This window comes from Niallia endozanthoxylica (assembly GCF_008710145.1).
GTDB lineage: Bacteria > Bacillota > Bacilli > Bacillales > Cytobacillaceae > Bacillus_BD > Bacillus_BD endozanthoxylica.
Window position 1 is genome coordinate 759,279 of the sequence record NZ_VYKL01000015.1, and the last position, 19,193, is coordinate 778,471.

Below are 19,193 nucleotides of genomic sequence, written 5' to 3' on the forward strand. Positions count from 1 at the left end.
GAAGATTCAATCATGGTCTTTCACTGTTAACTATGACTTGTGTTAATTAGCTTTCACCTTTAATAAGACCGGTTATTAATTGTATTATTTTTTCCGTTACATGCGAAACTGCATTTGCCAGGTTTTTCCCTAATGAGGAGAAGAAATTAAAAGCCTTCATTTCTTCCAGTTCCTTTTTTTTCTGCTCAAGGTCATGGCTAGAGACATCATTACCAAGAATAGATGCCTCTAATTGCCCTTCACCGCTTTCCTGAAGTGTAAAAGCTCCTTTGAACTGGTCCTCAGAATAACCCTTCATTTTTTGGATTCCATTATTAGCCTGTTCCATTCCAAATAAAACAGAAACAAACATCAGAGCTGCTATCAGCATTGATTTAAGCATAAACATCTTCATAACCGGTCACTCTCTTTCTAGCTTTCGTTTGCTGGACTCGGATGCGTTCCATCCACTTTTTCTGCCTGCCAGTAATATTCACTAATGACATCAGCCAAAACCACAGCTGAATTGTTTAATTCCTCGAAGGTATTATCCACACCGCCAAATTCTACGAGAATAGCCTTTTCAGATAGATCTTGGTTAAATTTACCGTTTGTTCCTGCGCCTTTTTTAGTAAATACACCCCTGCTAAAACCTTTATATTTTTGATCGAGCATGCCTTGAAGTTCATTAGCAAAAGCTAGATTCTTTTCATAATTAGCATGTTCTCCTCCGACAATGAAAGCTAGTTTCGCATAAGGCTTTCCATTCATTTCTATTGTCGTATCCTTTTTTCTGCGGGAATCACGGTGAATATCAATTAAATAAGTTAAATCACGATTTCCTGAAACAGCTGCCTCCACAACGTTCCTAGATTCCTGATAAGACTGTGCATAGGTTAATCCTTTACTAGATAAGTTTGCCTGAACATCTGTTTTATCAACAACGGTTCCAATTCCTCTTGCCTCCAGTTCTTCTTTAAGCTTGTCCCCGATATTCGTCACATTTAATTGAGAATGGAAAGCCAAATTCGGATCCGTCACCCCTTTTAAATGCGGCAAAAAGGATTCACGATTATGCGTAAAATACACATAGACTACTTTTCGCTCTCCGGTTGTATTAGGCGGTGTATCCTTTTCAACATCATCTTGTTCGCCAATTCCTTCTGTATTCTGCAAAGCAGCTTCCTTCTCTGCTTGTAATACTTCAAGTGGCGGTGCTGATTCAATCGGCATATTAGTATAGTTGGTCCCTTCCCCGGCAACTAATATTTCCGTATCAAACAGAGAATAAGCTGGAAGTTCTCTTCCTAATAAACTGCGCGGGTCATCCAGGCTTACATTGGTTGAGAGCCTGAATAAGTATTGAGTCAGCTCAGGCGTCGGACTTGACTCCGGTAATCCTTGCAAAAAGTAATGGTTTTCCCATCCTAGTAAATGATAGAGCATCTCTCCAGTTATATTCGTTGTAGCCGAATGAACGGATGATGATGCCGGCCGGTATTCTGGCTTTAAAACCGTTAACAATCCGCTAATTAAAAAAATCAATAGAAGAAAGCCTGCAAAGCCTATAATTACTTTAAGTAAACTAGACCCTTTAACAGCAACAATCATCTGGTCCGATTTAACAAATTTCACTTGTTCCACCTCTTCCAAGCAAGTCTACTAAATTTATATGTACTTGCTAGAAAAGGTAGAACAACTTAATTGTATAGGTCTGCAGCTTACCGACTAAAAACCGCCACATTTTGCGGCGGTTAATTCATACAGCTAACTGAAAATCCTTTTATCTAGTATAGAAGCCGGCGTTTTCCTGGTCGATTGAGCTGTGTAAACTAGCATTCAGTCCATTTGCTAATAAATTAGCCATATCCTCTATAAACACATCCACTTCTTTTGGTGTCACCATTAGATTATGACCCAACGGTGCTAGTACTTCATATATCAGCTTCCGCTTTTCTTCATCTTCTAATGTACCAACCATCCCTAAAAAGGTTTTCCGATGATGCTCCTCAGGCAAATCCTCTTCTGTCAGCTTTTTACGTTTTCCAAACGTCATTCCTGCCGGTATTAAAGAACGTGATGGCCTGTCTCCTTCACGAAGCTCTTTCCCGAAATGCTTGAGTATAAAATCGATTGTATCGCTTGTAATGGAAACAGCGTCGACTACAGTCGGAACGCCAATGGCAAAAGTCGGAATCCCTAACGTTTCTTTGCTAAGCTCCTTGCGTTTATTCCCCACCCCTGAACCGGGATGGATACCTGTATCTGAAATCTGAATAGTAGAATTAACTCTTTCAATAGACCTTGATGCTAATGCATCAATCGCAATGACAAAATCAGGCTTCGTTTTTTCCACTACACCAAAAATAATATCGCTTGTTTCAATACCAGTTAGCCCCATAACTCCTGGTGCAAGTGCACTAACAGGGCGAAATCCCTCTTCCACACTTTCTGGTTGAAGCTGATAAAGATGTCTTGTTACTAGAATATTTTCACATACCTGCGGACCTAAAGCGTCTGGTGTCACATTCCAGTTCCCAAGCCCAACAACTAAACAGGAGGCATCCTCCTTAATACCGCTTTGTTTTAAAAAATGAGAGAATTCTCTAGCAAAAACTTCTTCTACCTTTTTTTGCAGCTCTGTATCACTTTGTCGAATCCCAACCACTTCAATAGTTAAATACTTTCCTTCTTTTTTACCAATTACCTTCTCTCCTTCCTTTGTTACTTCGACAAAAGAAATTTTTATATCATTTTCTTCCTTTTCTTTGATAATGACGCCTTCTATGTGTGAAAGATTTTCCTGTTCATTTATATTTTTTTCACTAAGGACCATCTCCTTAGCTTCAATGGCAAGATCTGTGCGAACAGAATATTGACTTAAATCAATGGATTCATTCAAAACAATCCCCCCTAATTATTTATTCATTATCTTTGCCGAAAAAATGGAAATCATTCAGATACATCGTACTTTTGAATAAATAGGCTTTATTAATTAGCATTGTTAATTTTTTACTTATCTAAAGCTGCATGGCTAAGAAGTGAGAAATGTCCATTTCTCATGGATAAGTCAAAAATCAGCCATATCATTGTCCGCTAGTCAAGATTAAGTATAAAGATGGTGGATAACATTATTTAGCAGGAAAGAATCTGTCTTAAAATACATTAGGAGTATTGCAATCTTGACCTGTATTTGATAAAATATCTTTTGTTGCAATTGGGTTATTGAATGTAAAATCGAGTTCATATAATCTCGATGCTTTTCTGTAGGAGGTGAACCAAATGCCAAATATTAAATCTGCAATTAAACGTGTTAAAACAACTGAAAAAAGAAATGCGCAAAACTCTATGATTAAATCTGATATGCGTACTGCTGTGAAAAAAGTTGAAGCAGCAGTTGTGAATAACGATTCTACTGCAGCAACAAGCACTTATGCAGAAGCTGCACGTAAGTTAGACAAAGCAGCTGCAAAAGGTCTTATCCATAAAAATGCTGCTGCGAGAAAGAAATCTCGTCTAATGAAAAAAATGAATTCTTTAAATGCATAATTAAAATAAAAAGGCTGTTCCTTAGGGAACAGCCTTTTTATTTTAATTTAAGCAAGAACAATTCTATCAATAATACTTTATTCATTTTTCCTGTTTTCATTTGGTAATCGGCCTCAGCTAATTGCTTCATGATATGGGTCAGTTCTTCTTCAGTAAATTTCTGCGCCTGTCCTGCTGCCAATTTCACACGAAAGGGATGAATTTTTATATGTGTGGCAATCTGTTTTTGCCCGTAACCGCGTTTTGCCAGTTCCTTCACTTGATAGATTAAGCGAAACTGATTCGTTATGACAGCTAAAACTTTGATTGGTTCTTCATTTAGTTTTAATAGATCATAATAAATCCTTAAAGCATCTTCAATTTTTCGTGAAACGATTTTATCAACCAATGTAAAGATATTCTGCTCTAACGAACGTGAAACAAGATGGTCAACTGTCTTTGTATCAATGGTTAACCCTTTCCCAATGTATAATGCAATCTTATCCACTTCACTTGTAAGCATAAATAAATTTGGCCCTACTAGTGTTAACATCAATTCTACTGCTTCTGGCTCAATTGTCACTCCATTGTATTCAGCTCTAGAGCGGATCCAATTTTTTAATTCAGCCTCAGATAGTTTATTGGCTTCAAAGGTAATCGCACTCTTCTTTAATGCTTTCGTCAGCTTCTTTCTTTCATCCAATTTTTCATAAGGAGCCACAAATACAAGCGTTGAATAGGGAGCAGGCTCTTTTATATAGGCCTCCAGTCTTGCTAAATTATGGTCAACCTTCTCCTTTGTTTTCTCAGCTGTTAAAAAATGCGGATTATGTAAAAAAAGCAGCTTTCGTTCACCCATAAAGGGAAATGTTTCAGCATCTTCAAGCGCTAACTCAATCGGCGTTTCACTAAGGTCATAGGTAGATAAATTAAACTCAACCTCATCGTCATGAAGCACTTGGCTAATAAGCAGTTGCTTTGTTTCATTTATGAGAAATGACTCTTTTCCATATAATAAATAAACAAGAGCAAACTCTTTTCTTTTTATTGACTTCCATAATTCAAAAATCATCATCCTCGCTCCGATCCATTGCATCTATCTAATCAAATTCGCCCGCCGAATTTGCGTCCGGATTTTTATCGAGCTCGGTCGATAAATTACCCTAAAAAATCGCAAGACTCGCCGGAGGCTTAACTTCATTCAGCAGGGCTTTGAACCCCACTAAATCAAATAACCTTTTGCATTCATCCCCCACTTATGAAAGTGGAGAACTTCTGCTGAATGAAGTTAATTCTATGGTAAAGAAGCAAAGGAGATTTGACAAGCAATCAAAAGGAATTGGTACCCTTGACAGCACCAATTCCTAATCTATATTGAACGCCACCCATTTTAGTCCTAGGAAACAAAAATGTTTGACGGTATCACGATATCTATATTTTGACCTAATGAATTTCATATATTAATGACAACTGTTGTCAGTTGAGGAAGTGCATGTTCTGAGGAGTAGATTTTTTCTTTTTAATCGCTTATACTATTATCAGAATATTAGGGGGGGAAAATTGTGAACGAATTTGAACAAAATGTACAAAGTAAACGTAATGATGCAATTGATTCCGGGGTAGGTTTTATTGTTTCGTTTGGATTTTTCGCAACATTGTTTATTATCGCAACTGTCGTTCAATTTATTGGATCCTAATATTACATAGCTTCCAATTATGAGACTACATCAAGTAGTCTCTTTTCAATTAAGTAAGAAAGTGTATCTTTTTAAACTTTGATAGTGGTCTAGCTCCAGCGCCTAGCCCCTCGAGGTCATAAGCCACTCCTGAATTGAAGGCAAAGAACGCCTTCTATTCAGGAGCGACTTATGCTTGTCGGGGCTGAGCAAGGCGCTTGCGCTTTTCATATTTGTTATATCCTATGGGTGATGAACTGAAAAGGTGCCTGACTCTTTATTAAATGTGAATGTAATGGCCCCAGTTATATCTGTTCTTAGAATATTTATTTTCTTTCTTTCTAATCGTTCAATTACCTCAGGATGCGGATGCCCAAAGGAGTTATTTTTACCTGCAGAAATAACAGCCATTTTAGGTGCGATTTGTTCAAGGAATAGCTCTGTTGTTGATGAATGACTTCCATGGTGACCAACCTTTAAAACATCTGCAGATAGTTGAGGATATTTTTGCATCAGAACTAACTCCCCCTCCTTCTCTAAATCTCCCGTAAAGAGCCAGGAAGTCTTCCCTAGAACTGTGTACAGAACAATAGATGCATTATTGCTTGTTAACGTACTATTCTCTTTAGGAGACAATATATAAAAACGATTTTCATCAACCTGCCAGCTTTCACCTTCATGAACATACCTGATTGCCGTTTGTTTTTGCTGCCCCAATTGAATCAATTCAGCTTCTAAACTGCTTCTATTCTTTATATCCGGTAATACGATTTCACGAACCTTTAACTCTCTCATAACAGCTTTTGCACCGCCCACATGGTCTGCATCCCCATGTGTCAGTATCAGCTTATCAATCGTAGTGACTCCCTTACTTTTTAAAAATGGAACGACCGTATCCTCTCCTACTTCATATCCATCATTTACTTGTTGCCAGGGCTTTTTTTCAAATGAGATAGTTCCGCCTGTATCAATTAAATAATGCCCCTTACCATAGGGAAGTCTTATATAAATACTATCACCCTGTCCAACATCCAAAAAGGTAACTTCTCCTTGAGAGGAAAAGTTTGTCACAGCCCATTGTCCAATACAGAGAGTACATGGCAGCAAAAAAAGCAGAAGTTTCCTTACTCCAGATACGCCCTTCTCCCACAAAACAAAAAATAAAAAAATCCCCCAACAGTATAAGAAAACTAGCGGCAGTGACGGCCTGCCTAGGATTACCGTATTCCATGGCAGCATGGAGATTTTCTCCGTTACTTGATTTGTGAAAATAATTAGTAAATCTAAAGGTTTTAGCAAAGGATTTACGATGCTTCCAAATAATAAATGAAACAGAAAACCAAATAATACATATGGAAGTAAAATAACATTAAAGAGTGGAATATAAAGCAGATTGACAAGGAGAGAAATAATAGAGAACTCAAAAAAGAAATATAAAAGCAGCGGAGCCGTAATAATCATAGATAGGAATGAAGTTACCAGCAAAAGCGAAATGGGATGTTCGTTCCTCTTTAAAATATAAAATGATGAAATAAGCAAGGCGAAGGTTACTAAAAAGGATAACTGAAAACCAATATTGAATATGGCTAATGGTGACACGAACAAGTAAAGAAGAAACGTCAAGCTAATAGCATCAAGAGGCGTAAGCTTACCATTCTTCCCCCATCTTTTCCCAATAAGCAAAAGCATCGTCATTAATACAGAACGATTAACCGAAGGAGAGGCACCAGTTAATATGCAGTAAACCGGCAAACAAACAATAAGCATCACAAAGCTTTTTTCCCTCGTTATTCCCATACGCAGAAGAAGAAAATTTACTATCGCTACAATAATTGCAATGTGAAGACCGGAAATGGCTAATAAATGAACAAGGCCAAGATTTCGATAATCATCCATTGTATCAGATGAAAGTAAATCACTTGTACCGAAAAGCAATGCGGCAGCTAATGGTACGGTTTCCTTTGGGAAATATGCTTGTAAATAATGAATACCATCAGCACGAATTTTTCTTAATATCGTTAAAAAACTAGGCTTTGGCCTGCATGTATCCATGTCCAATTGTTCAGGTTTAAGTATCCAATAGATGTGATTTTGTTGGAGATATTTTTTATAATCGAAGGCATTTTCATTAGTGGATGAGGAAGGCTCTTCAAGCTTTCCTTTTACGCGGCAGACTATCCCAGGGGAAAGTTTTTTCTGAAGTATTTGTTTCTCTTTTGCTGAACGAATTCGATATCTTACTATGAGAGTCTCTGATGTTACCCGATCAAAGGCCTTTATCGTAAGCCGATCTCCTTCTATTTTTCCAATTTCATTAAAATGGAGTTCAAACCATTGTTCATTTCCTGTCAAATGTGTTTTGTTATTAGCAATCTCAACTTCAGATCTTACAAAAAAGACAACGAAAAAAAGGATAGTAGCTATTACCTGAATTAACCGATACTTCTTATTTTTTATTAGAAAGATGAGATATAAACAAAAGATAATAAAATGTACTATGAAATTTTGAAATGAAGCCATTATCCCTAGAAAGGCAGCAGCTGCATAAAATACGCCCATATTATTCATATATTTCTTCTCCTCTGACATATGGAATGCTTTAGGAGTTGTCCCATAAGGTGTCTGGCATTTACTATTTATCTATGTCCAGTGCGATTTTACGCAACGTGATACCCGAATACTTTATGGTGGTGCCTGACACCTTTGCTTTTGGGACATTCCCTTTTCTCCCTGCATAACAAAGAAAAACCTACGATTCCTTGCTAGGCAGATGAACCACTTCAATATCTTTTAAAAAGAAATCATTCCATTTGTTTGGATAAGCATCCCGATAAACAATTCTAGCAATTCCAGACTGAGCAAGAGTTTTGGCACACTTCTCACATGGTTCATGTGTTACATAAGCTGTAGCACCTTTTAACAGACCTCGATCAGCATGAAGGACAGCATTCTCTTCAGCGTGAAGAGTTCGGATACACCGGCCTTGCTCGTTAATTAAACACCCAACATCTTCACAATGATCATGACCATGAATAGAGCCATTATAACCTGTTGATGCAATGTGTTTATCCTTCACAATAACACATCCTACATGTAGTCTTGGACAGGTAGAACGTGTCCCAACCTCTTCTGCAATGTCTAAAAAATAATCATCCCAGCTTTTTCTTGTCATTGTCATGATTATTCTCTGCTACTAAAAACATAGACAAAAGTATTTATTCATCTACGCTAGACAAATTCCTGCTTCTACGTGTCCCGTCCCGCCGCTTGCCCGCTACTACGGTTGATATAACACTCCACAGGCGTCAATTCCGATCTAGCCGACCGTACATATACACAGATTAGTTAAGTTAAAACTGTGTATTCTTTTGCGTACTTCAGATTTAAAGAGGCATTAAAATCTCGATCCAATTCAGTATCACAAGTATCACATGTAAAATTTCGTTCAGATAAGCTTAACTTCACTTTCTTATGCTCACAATAAGAACAAAGCTTAGAAGATGGATAGAATCGGTCGACTTGTCTAAGCTCAATTCCGTACTGCTTACATTTAGAAGTAAGCCATTCTTTAAAATAGTAGAAGCGTTGCCCCGCGACCGCTTTGGATACATGTCGATTTTTCATCAGGCCTTTCACATTTAAATCCTCAATCGTGATATAAGCCGGCTTGGTTTTCACCAGCTGATTGACCACCAATCGAACATATTCTTTTCGAATATTGGCTAGTCTAGCGTGCAGTTTTTGAACTTTTATCAGTTGCTGTTGCCTGTTTTTAGCGCAGAATTCACCTCTCTTTCGATTTTTATTTAGTTCATAACTACGACTCATTTTCCTTTGCTGCCTTTTTAAATTCTTTTCCAGTTTCTTGACCTTCTGTGTTTGATTGATATTCTTAAACGTCTGATGATGACTGCATATAGCAAAATCCGTAATCCCTAAATCAACCCCGATTCCATCATGAACCGGAATCTGACTCTCTTGTTTTTGTTCCACCTCACACAAAACAGAGAGATAGTACCGATTGGCCTTTTGTGACACAGTACAACTGGAAACCTTTGCGTTAGAAGGAATATAACCATATTCCTTTAATTGAACCCATCCAAGTGTAGGAATCTTGATGCGATGACGCTCCACTAACAAATCGGTCGGATTATTCTTTGGAAAATAGGTTTTCACCTCTTGATGTTTCTTTTTCTTTACCTTAGGCAACTGAGCTATTCCTTTGAAAAAGTTTTTAAAGGCTTGATCTCCATTCATAATGGACTTCTTCACCGCTTTACTGGATACGTCTTTAATCCAAAAATCCGTTTGTTTCGTGTGAACGTGATTCAACCACTTGGAAAAATCATAGCCTGACAAGTGCTTACCTGTGTCTTTATAATGTTTTTGCGCAGTAGTAAGATAGAGATTGTAAACATACCGACAAACACCGATGGTTTGATGGACTTTTTGCTGCTGTTTTTCATTTAAAAGAATTTCTGTCCTATAGGCTTTTTTCATGATTATCCCCCCTTTATGCTTACCTATTTTATAGTTCTATTTTACTATAAAATACAAGAGAGATGATGGAATATTTATCATAAAAGGACCTAAATAGAAAGGTTATATGGATGGATTCCTAAACGATAAAGCAGGATTATAAATGAAAGAAAGAATCAAACAAATTATTATAAAGTATATTTGATTACTTTTATATCTATTTGTATACATTTTTAACTACTGTTTCACAACTTCTTCTATTCCTAAACAATTTCTCCCGATATTGTATCATGACTATTCTACTTGTACTATCCTAGTTCACGCTGATATGCTCCTTTAGTTTCTCAAATGTCTTCTCTCCAATCCCGCTAATCTCCATTAACTCTTCAATGTTTTGAAAACGGCCATTCGTTTCACGATACTCCATAATAGCAGCTGCCTTTGATGGTCCTACTCCAGGCAATGTTTCTAATTCTGATTCAGAAGCTGTATTAAGATTGACCAGAGCCTTCCCCTGAACTGCATCAGCCGCTGGAATACTTCCCTGACCCCCCGCTGTCACTTGACTATCTTCTCCTATCATTGGAATATACAAAACCATTTCATCAACAACCTTCATTGCAAAATTAATTTTTTGTTGATCGGCTGTTTCGAGCAGTCCCCCTGCTTGATTAATAAGATTCTGAACACGATCTCCAGATAAGGCCTCATATACCCCAGGAGCCGCAACGGCTCCTTTCACATCAATCAATATCCTTTCCTTCTCTTCCGTTATCCCTTCTATTTCCGTTTCTTCCTGTTCATCCTCAAGAAGCCCTTTATCTTCAATTTCCATCCAATCACTATTAACTGCCTTATTAGAAAGATTTTTCTCTGAAGGAACAAGAAAATAAATGACAATCGTTAAAACAACCAAAGTTGCAATCAATAGGTACATTTTATTGCCTTTTAGCCAATCTATCACATCAAACATTCCTTTCCACTTAAAATATAGGGTTCTTTTGAATAAGCATAAATCCAAAAATTTTCACATAGCATGTTATGAGAGTGGGTCTGTAAAGGAGGGATGGAACAATGGATGTCGGGATCATCGGAACAGGGAATATGGGGAGAATCTTAACAGAAGCATTAGTGGATGGAAAGGCCGTTTCCCCTTCCTCCATGATGATTACAAATAGAACCATTTCAAAGGCTTTTTCCATTAAACAACAATATCCGGAAATACAGCTAACGAAGAACATAGAGAAAATTGGTAAAATTTGTGATTTGATTTTTATTTGCGTAAAGCCACATGATGTGTATCCAGTAACGAAGAAGCTTCAACCTTATTTAACAAAAGAAAAATGTGTTATTTCCATTACGAGCCCAATTAACGTAGATCAGTTGGAATCTGTACTCCCTTGTTCAGTTGCAAGAGTGATTCCAAGTATTACAAACAGGGCTCTCGCTGGGGTAACATTAGTTTCATTCGGGCAAAAATGTTCACAATTGTGGAAGGATTCGGTTGTTAACCTTTTTAATCATATTTCCACACCAGTTGAAATTTCCGAAGATATTACAAGGGTTGCTTCTGATATTGTTAGCTGTGGGCCAGCTTTTTTCAGCTATTTAACACAGCGTTTTATTCAGGCAGCCGTAAATGAAACAAAAATTGACCAAGAAAAAGCAACTATTTTAGCAAGTGAGATGTTAATCGGTTTAGGAGAGTTACTTCGGCAGGGGCATTACACACTGCCTACACTGCAAGAAAAGGTTTGCGTAAAAGGAGGCATTACAGGAGAAGGAATTAAAGTCTTAGAAAATGAACTAGGGGATGTGTTTGAACACGTTTTTCAGGCAACACATTTGAAATTTGAAGATGATTTGGCAGAATTAAGGAGTCAGTATACCATTAAATAATTCGCTAGAGAAAGCGCAATTCCTTCTAATCTTATCATTTTAGTTGTTAGAAATTTTTAATCATTATTAAGGCACCTGCGAGATATGTTAACGAATAATATTGCTAGGTCGGATTTTTGACTCATCCGTGAGAAATGGATATTTCTCACGCCTTTCAGCTGTGCTGAAAGGTTGCTGTATGGTTAGGAAGCGACAAGGGAAAATGCATTTTCTCCAGTCACTTCCTAACCATACAGCTTTAGATGAGTCAAAAATAAACCCCGTAAATAAACAAAGCTATTTAAAAAAACTAATTATACTGTTTTATTCTGTTTCCGGGCTGTAAAGAAAATTCTTTCCGACTTTTCATTTGGCTTTGAACCTAGAAAATCTGCTGAAACATCGAGAAGTTCAAAACCTGTTTCCCACAGCCATTGTTCATATTGCCGGGCAGAGAAAGTTCGTTGCAGATGAAGCTCATCATAACGATGATATTGATTTGTCTGATTGTCAAGCTGAAAAAAAGTCAATTCATGTTCAACACTATTCGGGTGCTCACCTTCAAAGCATTGCCAAATATAGCTTACATCCTCACCATTATATGCGTACGTTTGGTCAATAAATAAAGTATTTATTTTGTTAATCGAATGAACATCAAACAGGAATAATCCTTCCGGCTTTATATGTTGACATACTCTTTCAAACGTTTGGACAACTTCTCTTTCTGTTTGCAAATAATTAAGGGAATCGCAGAAAATGCCTATAATATCAAATTGATCCAATCCTTCAAGCTCTGACATATCTTGCTCAACAAAAAACAGAGAATATCCTTTTTTTTCGGCCTTTTCTTTTGCTACTGCCAGCATATCTGCAGAAAGGTCAACACCAGTCACATGATACCCTTCTTCAGCTAATTGAATGGATAATTCACCTGTCCCGCAAGCTAAATCTAATAAGTTCTTTCCTGTAACTCCATAAGAAGAAGCTTGTCTATTAATAAATCGAAGCCATTCTTGATAAGGCACATCCCTCATTAATTCATCATAAAGATAAGCGAACCTGCCATATGTCATTGATTAAGCTCACTTTGGATGTTTTCAATCGGAGCATCTCCCCATAGACGTTCAAGGTTATAATAGCTTCTCTCATCCTTATGAAAAACATGTGCAACCACATCACCAAGGTCAACAAGAATCCATTTCGCTTCGTCGAAACCTTCCATACGTTTAATGGAAAACCCATTCTCTTCTACTTTTTCCTTCATTTCTCTGGCGATTGCCTGAACTTGCTTGTCAGAATTCCCATGACAGATAACAAAATAATCAGCCACAAGTGAAATACCTTTCATATTTAAAACTACAATTTCCTCTGCTCTTTTATCATCCGCTGCTTTCACAGCTACCTCTAATAATTGCCGTTCATTCATGTAATCAATCCTCCTTTTTGACTAAATCATTATACGTAAGAAATGTGAGAGGAAAAATACGCTGATTTTTCTTCAGCAAGAAAACAATAGTATTTTTAACTGCTTGTATTAGCGCTTGATTTAAATCATGATTAGCCATTTCCCTGACTTCCTCTACGCCTGGAAAATGTCTTCCCGGTTCAATGTAATCAGCTAGATAAATAATTTTTTCTAGTATTGTCATATTTGGCCGGCCTGATGTATGGTAGCGAATGGCATCAAGTACTTCAGAGTCTGTGATACCCGCCTCTTTTTCCGTCAAAAAGGCACCAACTGGCGCATGCCAAAGCTCACCATTATACTCAAGCAATTCTTTATCCATTTTTTGTTCGATGATGATTGATTTCATTTCTGTTTTATCGCGGAACTTTGCATAATCATGAAAGATTGCTGCAAGCTCTGCCCTTTTTTCATCTGCTCCATATTTTCTAGCTAAAGTGACCGCTGTCTCCATTACTCCCAAGGTGTGTTGATATCGATGCTCTGTGAGCTGTTTTTTAACTATCTCAAGTGCTTCTTCACGTTTCATATAATCGATTCTCCTCAATATATTCCCTAACCGATTCCGGAACAAGGTAAAAGATACTTTTCCCTTCTTTTAAGCGATCTCTAATCATTAAAGAGGAGATTTCAACATTTGGTACATCGACATAAGTGATTGGATAATCTGATTCTTTGTTATATTCAGGTCTATTGACACCGACAAACGTTACAACTTTCACCAATTCATCAATTTTATACCAATTCGGCAAATACTCAATCATATCCGCACCAATAATGAAATAAAAGCGATAATTATACTTCTTCGTTAAAAGCATCATCGTATCATATGTATAGGACCTGCCCGGACGTTCAAGCTCAATTGATTGCAGCTTAAACTTTGGATTACTGGCAATGGCCCTCTGAACCATCTCTGACCGATGATGACCGCTCACCCCGTTTAACGTCTCCTTATGAGGCGGTTCCTGATTCGGCATAAACCATATTTCATCGAAATTCAATTTTACTTGCACTTCATTAGCAATAATTAGATGTCCTATATGAGGCGGGTTAAATGTCCCCCCTAAAATACCAATTCTTTTCAGAGAAAATCATCTCCTATCCAAAAAAGCGTAAGGCACCTGCTTAAGTAGCATGCAGAGTACAATCACCGCTTCCTATGACAGCATCTGCATGACCGCATCCTGCGGAACTTAAGCAAAGACCGTTGATGGCGCCCGAAGCTCGGACATCACTGGAATGGTCCTTACGGCAATACGAGCTGCTTATTTTCACTGGATTCTTTGTATAATACAATCGTATTTCCAATGATTTGAACGAGTTCAGCTTCTGCTCCTTTTGCTATGGCTTCAGCTACCTCATCTCTATCTTCATCACAATTTTGCAGAACACTTACTTTTAGCAGCTCACGAGCTTCTAAAGCCTCACGAATCTGCTTAGTCATATTCTCATTCACGCCTCCCTTTCCTACTTGAAAGATAGGGTTTAAATGATGAGCTTTAGATCGCAAAAATCTTTTCTGTTTACCTGTTAACATGATTTTCCTCCCAGTTGTTTCAATACAATCGACTGCATTTTCTCCGTATCCGGCAGTATTCCAGTCCATTTTTGAAATGCCAGCGCACCTTGATAGACAAACATCGAAACTCCATTTTGCGTTTGAGCTCCATTTTGTTTTGCCTGCTGCAAAAACTTCGTTTCAAGCGGTGTATAGATAATATCACTGACAAAGGCATCTTTTTTTAATCGATCAAGGCGAATAGGTGAACGGTCAACATCTGGATGCATGCCAATAGATGTTGTCTGTACAATAAAATCATATTTGGACAAATTTTCTTCTGCATCTTCTATCCCTAATACTGTAGAATTTACAGGATAAGGACAATTTTGTACGAGATAGTCTGCTTTATCCAGTGTCCGATTCGCAATATCGATAGACTGAATACCCGCATGTGCCATTGTAAAATAAATAGCCCGCGCTGCTCCGCCAGCACCGATTAACAGCATATTTTTGTTTTTAAAAGATGGAATCTCTTTCTTAAGGCCTTCTAAAAAACCACTTCCATCTGTATTATATCCAATAAATCTACCTTCATCGTTCACAACCGTATTGACCGCACCAATGGCTTGTGCAAGAGGATCAATTTCATCTAAAAACGGCATAATCGCTGTTTTATGCGGCACTGTTACATTAAAGCCAGCTAAATTAATCGCCTTAAACCCCTTGACCGCATCTTGCAAAAATTCATTCTTTATATGAAAAGCAAAGTACTCTGCATCGATATCATAGCGCTGAAATGAATCATTAAGCATAATTGGTGACATCGAGTGCGCAATCGGATCACCAATGACCCCAAATATTTTTTTCACAAAAACCTCTCCCTGTCCCTAAACAATTTCTATTTCTATATTAAAGCTTTTCTTATGAGCGCATGAACCCCTTTTGGAACGTATGCTGCGACAACAGCTCCCGGTTCGTGAACGGTAACCCAGCCAAGACCGGAAAACACAATATCTGTCTTCCCTTCCTTTACCGTGAACTCATGTCTAACTAACTCAGGAAATGTCTCCAATTCATCCATTTTCGGCGGTGTTAACAATTCCCCTGCTTGCCTATTGTATAAATCATCAGCATTTTCCAGCTTTGTCCGATGAATCATTAATTCATTTGAAAAATGACAGGAAAATGATTTACGCCCGCCTTTAATATAATCGAATCGGCCCAGCCCGCCAAAAAATAGCGTTTGACCTTCATTTAACTGGTATACTCTCGGTTTTATCTCTTTTTTAGGTGTTATTACTTTTAAATCACTTTTATCCACATAGTGGGCCATTTGATGATGGTTGATAATTCCAGGTGTGTCAACTAAAGCTTGTCCATCTGAAAGCGGAATCTCGATAATATCAAGGGTTGTTCCAGGGAAATGCGAAGTCGTAATGACGTCACCCTCACCTGTCACTTCTTTAATAATCCGATTAATGAAGGTGGATTTGCCAACATTTGTACATCCGACAATATAGACATCCTTGCCTTCTCTATATTCATCAATAGCTGCAGCAACCTCTTTCATAAAAAGTCCTTTTGCAGCACTTACAAGAAACACCTCTGCCGGCTTTAAACCGAGCTGTTTTGCTTCTTGTTTCATCCAATTAATTAATTTATTAGGCTTCACTGACTTTGGAATCAAATCCACTTTATTTCCAATCAGCAACACTTTATTTTTGCCTGTAAAACGATGAAGCCCTGGCAGCCAGCTGCCGTTAAAATCAAAAATATCAACAATTTTTACAATCAAGGCATCACTTTTGCCTATTTCATTTAAAATCCGTAAAAAATCATCATCCGTCAAACTTACATCCTGTATTTCGTTATAATGCTTTAATCGAAAGCATCGTTGACATATAATTGGTTCCTTTTCTAAAGCAGATGCCGGAGTATAACCTAATTCCACAGGATTTTCTGTTTGAATTTGCACTCCGCATCCAACACATGAATACTGTTCACTCAAATGATTTATTCCTCCCATTGCAGCATGCCTTTTTTTCTAAACCAGTTCAAGATTTGTCTTTCCACTAATCGATTAAATTTCGTTGCTAATCCATCTGTTTGAGCAACAGGTATTACTAAGATGGTATGAAAACCACCCCTATTCCCTCCTAGAACATCTGTTAAAAGCTGATCACCTATCACAACAGTCTCTTCCTTTTTTACATTCATTGATTCTGCAGCTTTATGAAAGGCTTTTGCCAGAGGCTTTTTGGCGCGGAAAATAAACTTTACATTAAGCGGGTCTGAAAACGCCTTAACCCGTGATTCATTATTATTCGAAACAATGGTTACTTTAATCTCATGCCTCTTCATATCTTCAAACCATTTAATAACGTGCGGCGTCGCCTGCGGCCGATCCCATTCAACAAGAGTGTTGTCAAGGTCGGTAATAATTGCTTTTATTCCTCGAGCTTTTAAGTCTTCCGGACGAATATCCAGAATACTTTTTACATGCTGATTAGGCAAGAATTGCTTTAACACGAATTTACACCCCATTATCAATAACCCGTTAACGATCATTCTTTATATATTATTTGTATTAATGCTGTCTTTTTTCCACTTTTTCACCGTAACCATCATAACCAATTTTAAACATTTGTTCAAAATAAAATCTCTAAATCTTTTTCATGTAATGAATAGTTATGCGAAGAATCGTTCGACACCTTTCAACAGCACGTGATTATGTGGATAACTTTATGCACACTTCTAACAGTATCTAAGATTATACTTTTACTATTTATTAACAAATTAATAACAAGTTATCCACCGCTTCATGTGGATAAGAGAACGATTGTTCTTGATGTAAAATTCTGTTAGAGTATGTATACAAGCTATTTAACTTATATTATATGACTTATAAAGGAGCAAATAGAATTACTTCATTTAATTAATGATTTATTACTATCCTGAAATTCTTGCCGATTCGGATTATTTTTTTCTTTTGCAAGAAAATGGAGGTGAATTCTGACATGTTTAAATTATCAAATGAGCTGCTGCTTGAATCCTACCGTAAAGCCATAGAATTAAACTTAAGTCCAGATTTTATCCGCTTAATTGAAGCGGAAATTCACCGACGCTCCCTCAACTACAAAACTAAGATAACTTCGTAAGTTATATCCGCCCCTTTTTTAGGGGTTTTATTTTTTTAACCGGCTTATACATGATTTGATGTTTCCTTAAGATAACCAATACATTCACCTACATGGATTGTACATGGCAGACTTTTCAAAGCTGTTGTAAAAGTACCTGGCTCAAATAACAGAACCACTGTTGAGCCAAAGGAAAAATAGGCAACTTCTGACCCTTTCTCTACTTCATCATGACTGTGTAATATTTCAATCGAATTGATAAACATAGCTCCCACTTTAACCATTGCCATCGATACACCATTATAATACATTTCGGTAATGATTCGATAATTTTTCGAAAGCGGTCTTTTTCCGTATTTTATACCATACTTATTAACAGGATAAGATTTTGTTCCAATCGTTTTTTGCCCGATTACTTTTCCTGAAATAGGGCTGTGTATGCGATGATAATTACTAGGACTTAAATAAAAAATAATATATGTGCCATTAATATATTTCTGCGCTTCAGCCTCGCCGCCCAGCATCTCTGATACTGAATATTTTTTCCCTTTCACAGAGATACTGTGATCTAATGATATTTCACCTAAATCCTCAATTGTTGCATCAACAGGGCTAATAACAGACAATGGATTTTGGCTAATCTTCCGCGCATCCGGTTTTAATTTTCTTGTAAAAAACTCATGTAGTGATTGATATTGATGAATCGATTTTTCCATCTCCAGTTGATTAATTTTATAAACTCTTGAAAAGGAAGGAATTAAAAACTTACTCATTTTCGACCGTGAAAATTTAGCCAATAAAAGAGATGTAGTCTTACGATTCGTTAATTCAATAAATAAGCGATAAATCATTTGAATCAATATCTTTACCTCCAAAAGGGACACATTTGCCTTTACTAACAGACATAAACAAATTACAATTATATAATAGACTTAAGGAGTTATTCCCATTCTAATGAAAGGAGTGAGGAGAATGTTCTTATCACACGTCTTTGATCAGACGATAAAAAAACTAAAAGCCCAAACAGCCAATATTTTAACATTGGGCAATTTAACACTGGGCGGTTTCGCCATTATTTCTACTATAAGAGGCGAATTACATCTAAGTCTTCTGTTAATTTTTATCGCTGCCCTTTTGGACCGTTTTGATGGAATGACAGCCAGAAAATTAAATATTGAGTCGGAGCTGGGTGAACAGTTAGATTCTATGAGTGATATTATATCATTTGGCGTTGCTCCCGCACTACTTTTGTATCAAGGCATATTATATGAATTCGGTGCACCTGGAACTTTCTTTACTGTATTCTATATTGCCTGTGGTGCATTCAGGCTTGCTCGTTTCAACATATCCCATAATCACAGCTACTTTACCGGATTGCCGATTACTGCTGCAGGATGCTTGGCAACATTTAGCTTTTTAGCCCTCCCATATTTACCACCACAATTTTTTCTATTTTTAATTATTGTTCTTTCATTTCTGATGGTTAGTACTTTTCGCTTAAGAAAGATATAACCGTCAATACTCCAATTATAAAATAAGATAAAATGTGC

At 37.2% G+C, this 19,193-nt stretch carries 22 protein-coding genes; 5 read left to right on the forward strand and 17 right to left on the reverse strand.

From position 1 onward, the window contains the following. Positions 1-46: 46 nt before the first annotated feature. The 3 genes from F4V44_RS10905 to gpr form a co-directional block, all read right to left on the reverse strand. The gene (locus tag F4V44_RS10905) at positions 47-394 is read right to left on the reverse strand and encodes a YqxA family protein (RefSeq protein WP_150440014.1); all 348 of its coding nucleotides are present in this window, start codon (positions 392-394) and stop codon (positions 47-49) included. A gap of 17 nt (positions 395-411) precedes the next feature. Further along, complete coding sequence (spoIIP, locus tag F4V44_RS10910; RefSeq protein ID WP_150440015.1) at positions 412-1,614, reverse strand: stage II sporulation protein P; 1,203 nt, start codon at positions 1,612-1,614, stop codon at positions 412-414. Positions 1,615-1,762: 148 nt separating this feature from the next. Continuing rightward, entirely contained in the window at positions 1,763-2,881 is a 1,119-nt protein-coding gene (gpr, locus tag F4V44_RS10915) for a GPR endopeptidase (RefSeq protein WP_150440016.1), read from the reverse strand. A 380-nt stretch (positions 2,882-3,261) separates the two neighbouring features. On the opposite strand from gpr, the gene rpsT reads away from it, so the two are divergent. Then, positions 3,262-3,528 (forward strand): 30S ribosomal protein S20, encoded by a 267-nt coding sequence (rpsT, locus tag F4V44_RS10920; protein ID WP_150440017.1) that lies wholly within the window; start codon positions 3,262-3,264, stop codon positions 3,526-3,528. Between the two features lie 37 nt (positions 3,529-3,565). On the opposite strand, the gene holA is transcribed toward rpsT, so the two are convergent. Beyond that, positions 3,566-4,579, reverse strand: a complete 1,014-nt coding sequence (holA, locus tag F4V44_RS10925) for a DNA polymerase III subunit delta (protein ID WP_150440121.1) — start codon at positions 4,577-4,579, stop codon at positions 3,566-3,568. A 490-nt stretch (positions 4,580-5,069) separates the two neighbouring features. Between holA and F4V44_RS10930 the strand changes: the two genes are divergently transcribed. Next, positions 5,070-5,204: a YqzM family protein gene (locus F4V44_RS10930; RefSeq protein ID WP_150440018.1), complete on the forward strand. Its 135-nt coding sequence runs from the start codon at positions 5,070-5,072 to the stop codon at positions 5,202-5,204. Positions 5,205-5,426: 222 nt separating this feature from the next. On the opposite strand, the gene F4V44_RS10935 is transcribed toward F4V44_RS10930, so the two are convergent. From F4V44_RS10935 to F4V44_RS10950, 4 genes are all read right to left on the reverse strand, one after another. After that, a complete protein-coding gene (locus F4V44_RS10935) occupies positions 5,427-7,751 on the reverse strand; it encodes a DNA internalization-related competence protein ComEC/Rec2 (RefSeq protein WP_191090622.1) in 2,325 nt (774 codons plus the stop codon). 181 nt (positions 7,752-7,932) lie between these two features. Further along, the gene (locus F4V44_RS10940) at positions 7,933-8,361 is read right to left on the reverse strand and encodes a deoxycytidylate deaminase (RefSeq protein WP_223881852.1); all 429 of its coding nucleotides are present in this window, start codon (positions 8,359-8,361) and stop codon (positions 7,933-7,935) included. Between the two features lie 167 nt (positions 8,362-8,528). After that, the gene (locus F4V44_RS10945; protein ID WP_150440020.1) at positions 8,529-9,683 is read right to left on the reverse strand and encodes an RNA-guided endonuclease InsQ/TnpB family protein; all 1,155 of its coding nucleotides are present in this window, start codon (positions 9,681-9,683) and stop codon (positions 8,529-8,531) included. Between the two features lie 292 nt (positions 9,684-9,975). Then, a complete protein-coding gene (locus F4V44_RS10950) occupies positions 9,976-10,635 on the reverse strand; it encodes a helix-hairpin-helix domain-containing protein (protein ID WP_223881853.1) in 660 nt (219 codons plus the stop codon). Between the two features lie 101 nt (positions 10,636-10,736). Between F4V44_RS10950 and comER the strand changes: the two genes are divergently transcribed. Further along, entirely contained in the window at positions 10,737-11,561 is an 825-nt protein-coding gene (gene comER, locus F4V44_RS10955) for a late competence protein ComER (RefSeq protein ID WP_150440021.1), read from the forward strand. A gap of 293 nt (positions 11,562-11,854) precedes the next feature. On the opposite strand, the gene F4V44_RS10960 is transcribed toward comER, so the two are convergent. The 8 genes from F4V44_RS10960 to F4V44_RS10995 form a co-directional block, all read right to left on the reverse strand. Further along, positions 11,855-12,613, reverse strand: a complete 759-nt coding sequence (locus tag F4V44_RS10960; RefSeq protein ID WP_150440022.1) for a class I SAM-dependent DNA methyltransferase — start codon at positions 12,611-12,613, stop codon at positions 11,855-11,857. After that, positions 12,610-12,966, reverse strand: a complete 357-nt coding sequence (gene rsfS / locus F4V44_RS10965; protein WP_150440023.1) for a ribosome silencing factor — start codon at positions 12,964-12,966, stop codon at positions 12,610-12,612. The genes F4V44_RS10960 and rsfS overlap by 4 nt, the downstream gene beginning before the upstream one ends. Positions 12,967-12,970: 4 nt before the next feature. Further along, the gene (gene yqeK / locus F4V44_RS10970; protein ID WP_150440024.1) at positions 12,971-13,534 is read right to left on the reverse strand and encodes a bis(5'-nucleosyl)-tetraphosphatase (symmetrical) YqeK; all 564 of its coding nucleotides are present in this window, start codon (positions 13,532-13,534) and stop codon (positions 12,971-12,973) included. Then, positions 13,524-14,090 carry a nicotinate-nucleotide adenylyltransferase gene (locus F4V44_RS10975; RefSeq protein WP_150440025.1) on the reverse strand — a complete coding sequence of 189 codons (567 nt, stop codon included), beginning with the start codon at positions 14,088-14,090 and terminating at the stop codon, positions 13,524-13,526. The genes yqeK and F4V44_RS10975 overlap by 11 nt, the downstream gene beginning before the upstream one ends. 161 nt (positions 14,091-14,251) lie before the next feature. Next, the gene (gene yhbY / locus F4V44_RS10980) at positions 14,252-14,542 is read right to left on the reverse strand and encodes a ribosome assembly RNA-binding protein YhbY (protein ID WP_150440026.1); all 291 of its coding nucleotides are present in this window, start codon (positions 14,540-14,542) and stop codon (positions 14,252-14,254) included. After that, positions 14,536-15,375: a shikimate dehydrogenase gene (aroE, locus tag F4V44_RS10985; RefSeq protein ID WP_150440027.1), complete on the reverse strand. Its 840-nt coding sequence runs from the start codon at positions 15,373-15,375 to the stop codon at positions 14,536-14,538. The genes yhbY and aroE overlap by 7 nt, the downstream gene beginning before the upstream one ends. A gap of 35 nt (positions 15,376-15,410) precedes the next feature. Beyond that, positions 15,411-16,514 (reverse strand): ribosome biogenesis GTPase YqeH, encoded by a 1,104-nt coding sequence (gene yqeH, locus F4V44_RS10990; RefSeq protein ID WP_223881854.1) that lies wholly within the window; start codon positions 16,512-16,514, stop codon positions 15,411-15,413. A gap of 5 nt (positions 16,515-16,519) precedes the next feature. Beyond that, positions 16,520-17,035, reverse strand: coding sequence for a YqeG family HAD IIIA-type phosphatase (locus F4V44_RS10995; protein WP_150440029.1), 516 nt, complete (start codon positions 17,033-17,035; stop codon positions 16,520-16,522). Between the two features lie 488 nt (positions 17,036-17,523). Between F4V44_RS10995 and sda the strand changes: the two genes are divergently transcribed. After that, a complete protein-coding gene (gene sda, locus F4V44_RS11000; RefSeq protein WP_150440030.1) occupies positions 17,524-17,664 on the forward strand; it encodes a sporulation histidine kinase inhibitor Sda in 141 nt (46 codons plus the stop codon). A gap of 44 nt (positions 17,665-17,708) precedes the next feature. On the opposite strand, the gene F4V44_RS11005 is transcribed toward sda, so the two are convergent. Beyond that, positions 17,709-18,503, reverse strand: a complete 795-nt coding sequence (locus tag F4V44_RS11005) for a phosphatidylserine decarboxylase (protein ID WP_150440031.1) — start codon at positions 18,501-18,503, stop codon at positions 17,709-17,711. 112 nt (positions 18,504-18,615) lie between these two features. On the opposite strand from F4V44_RS11005, the gene pssA reads away from it, so the two are divergent. After that, positions 18,616-19,155, forward strand: coding sequence for a CDP-diacylglycerol--serine O-phosphatidyltransferase (gene pssA / locus F4V44_RS11010; RefSeq protein ID WP_150440032.1), 540 nt, complete (start codon positions 18,616-18,618; stop codon positions 19,153-19,155). The last annotated feature ends 38 nt before the right edge of the window (positions 19,156-19,193 follow it).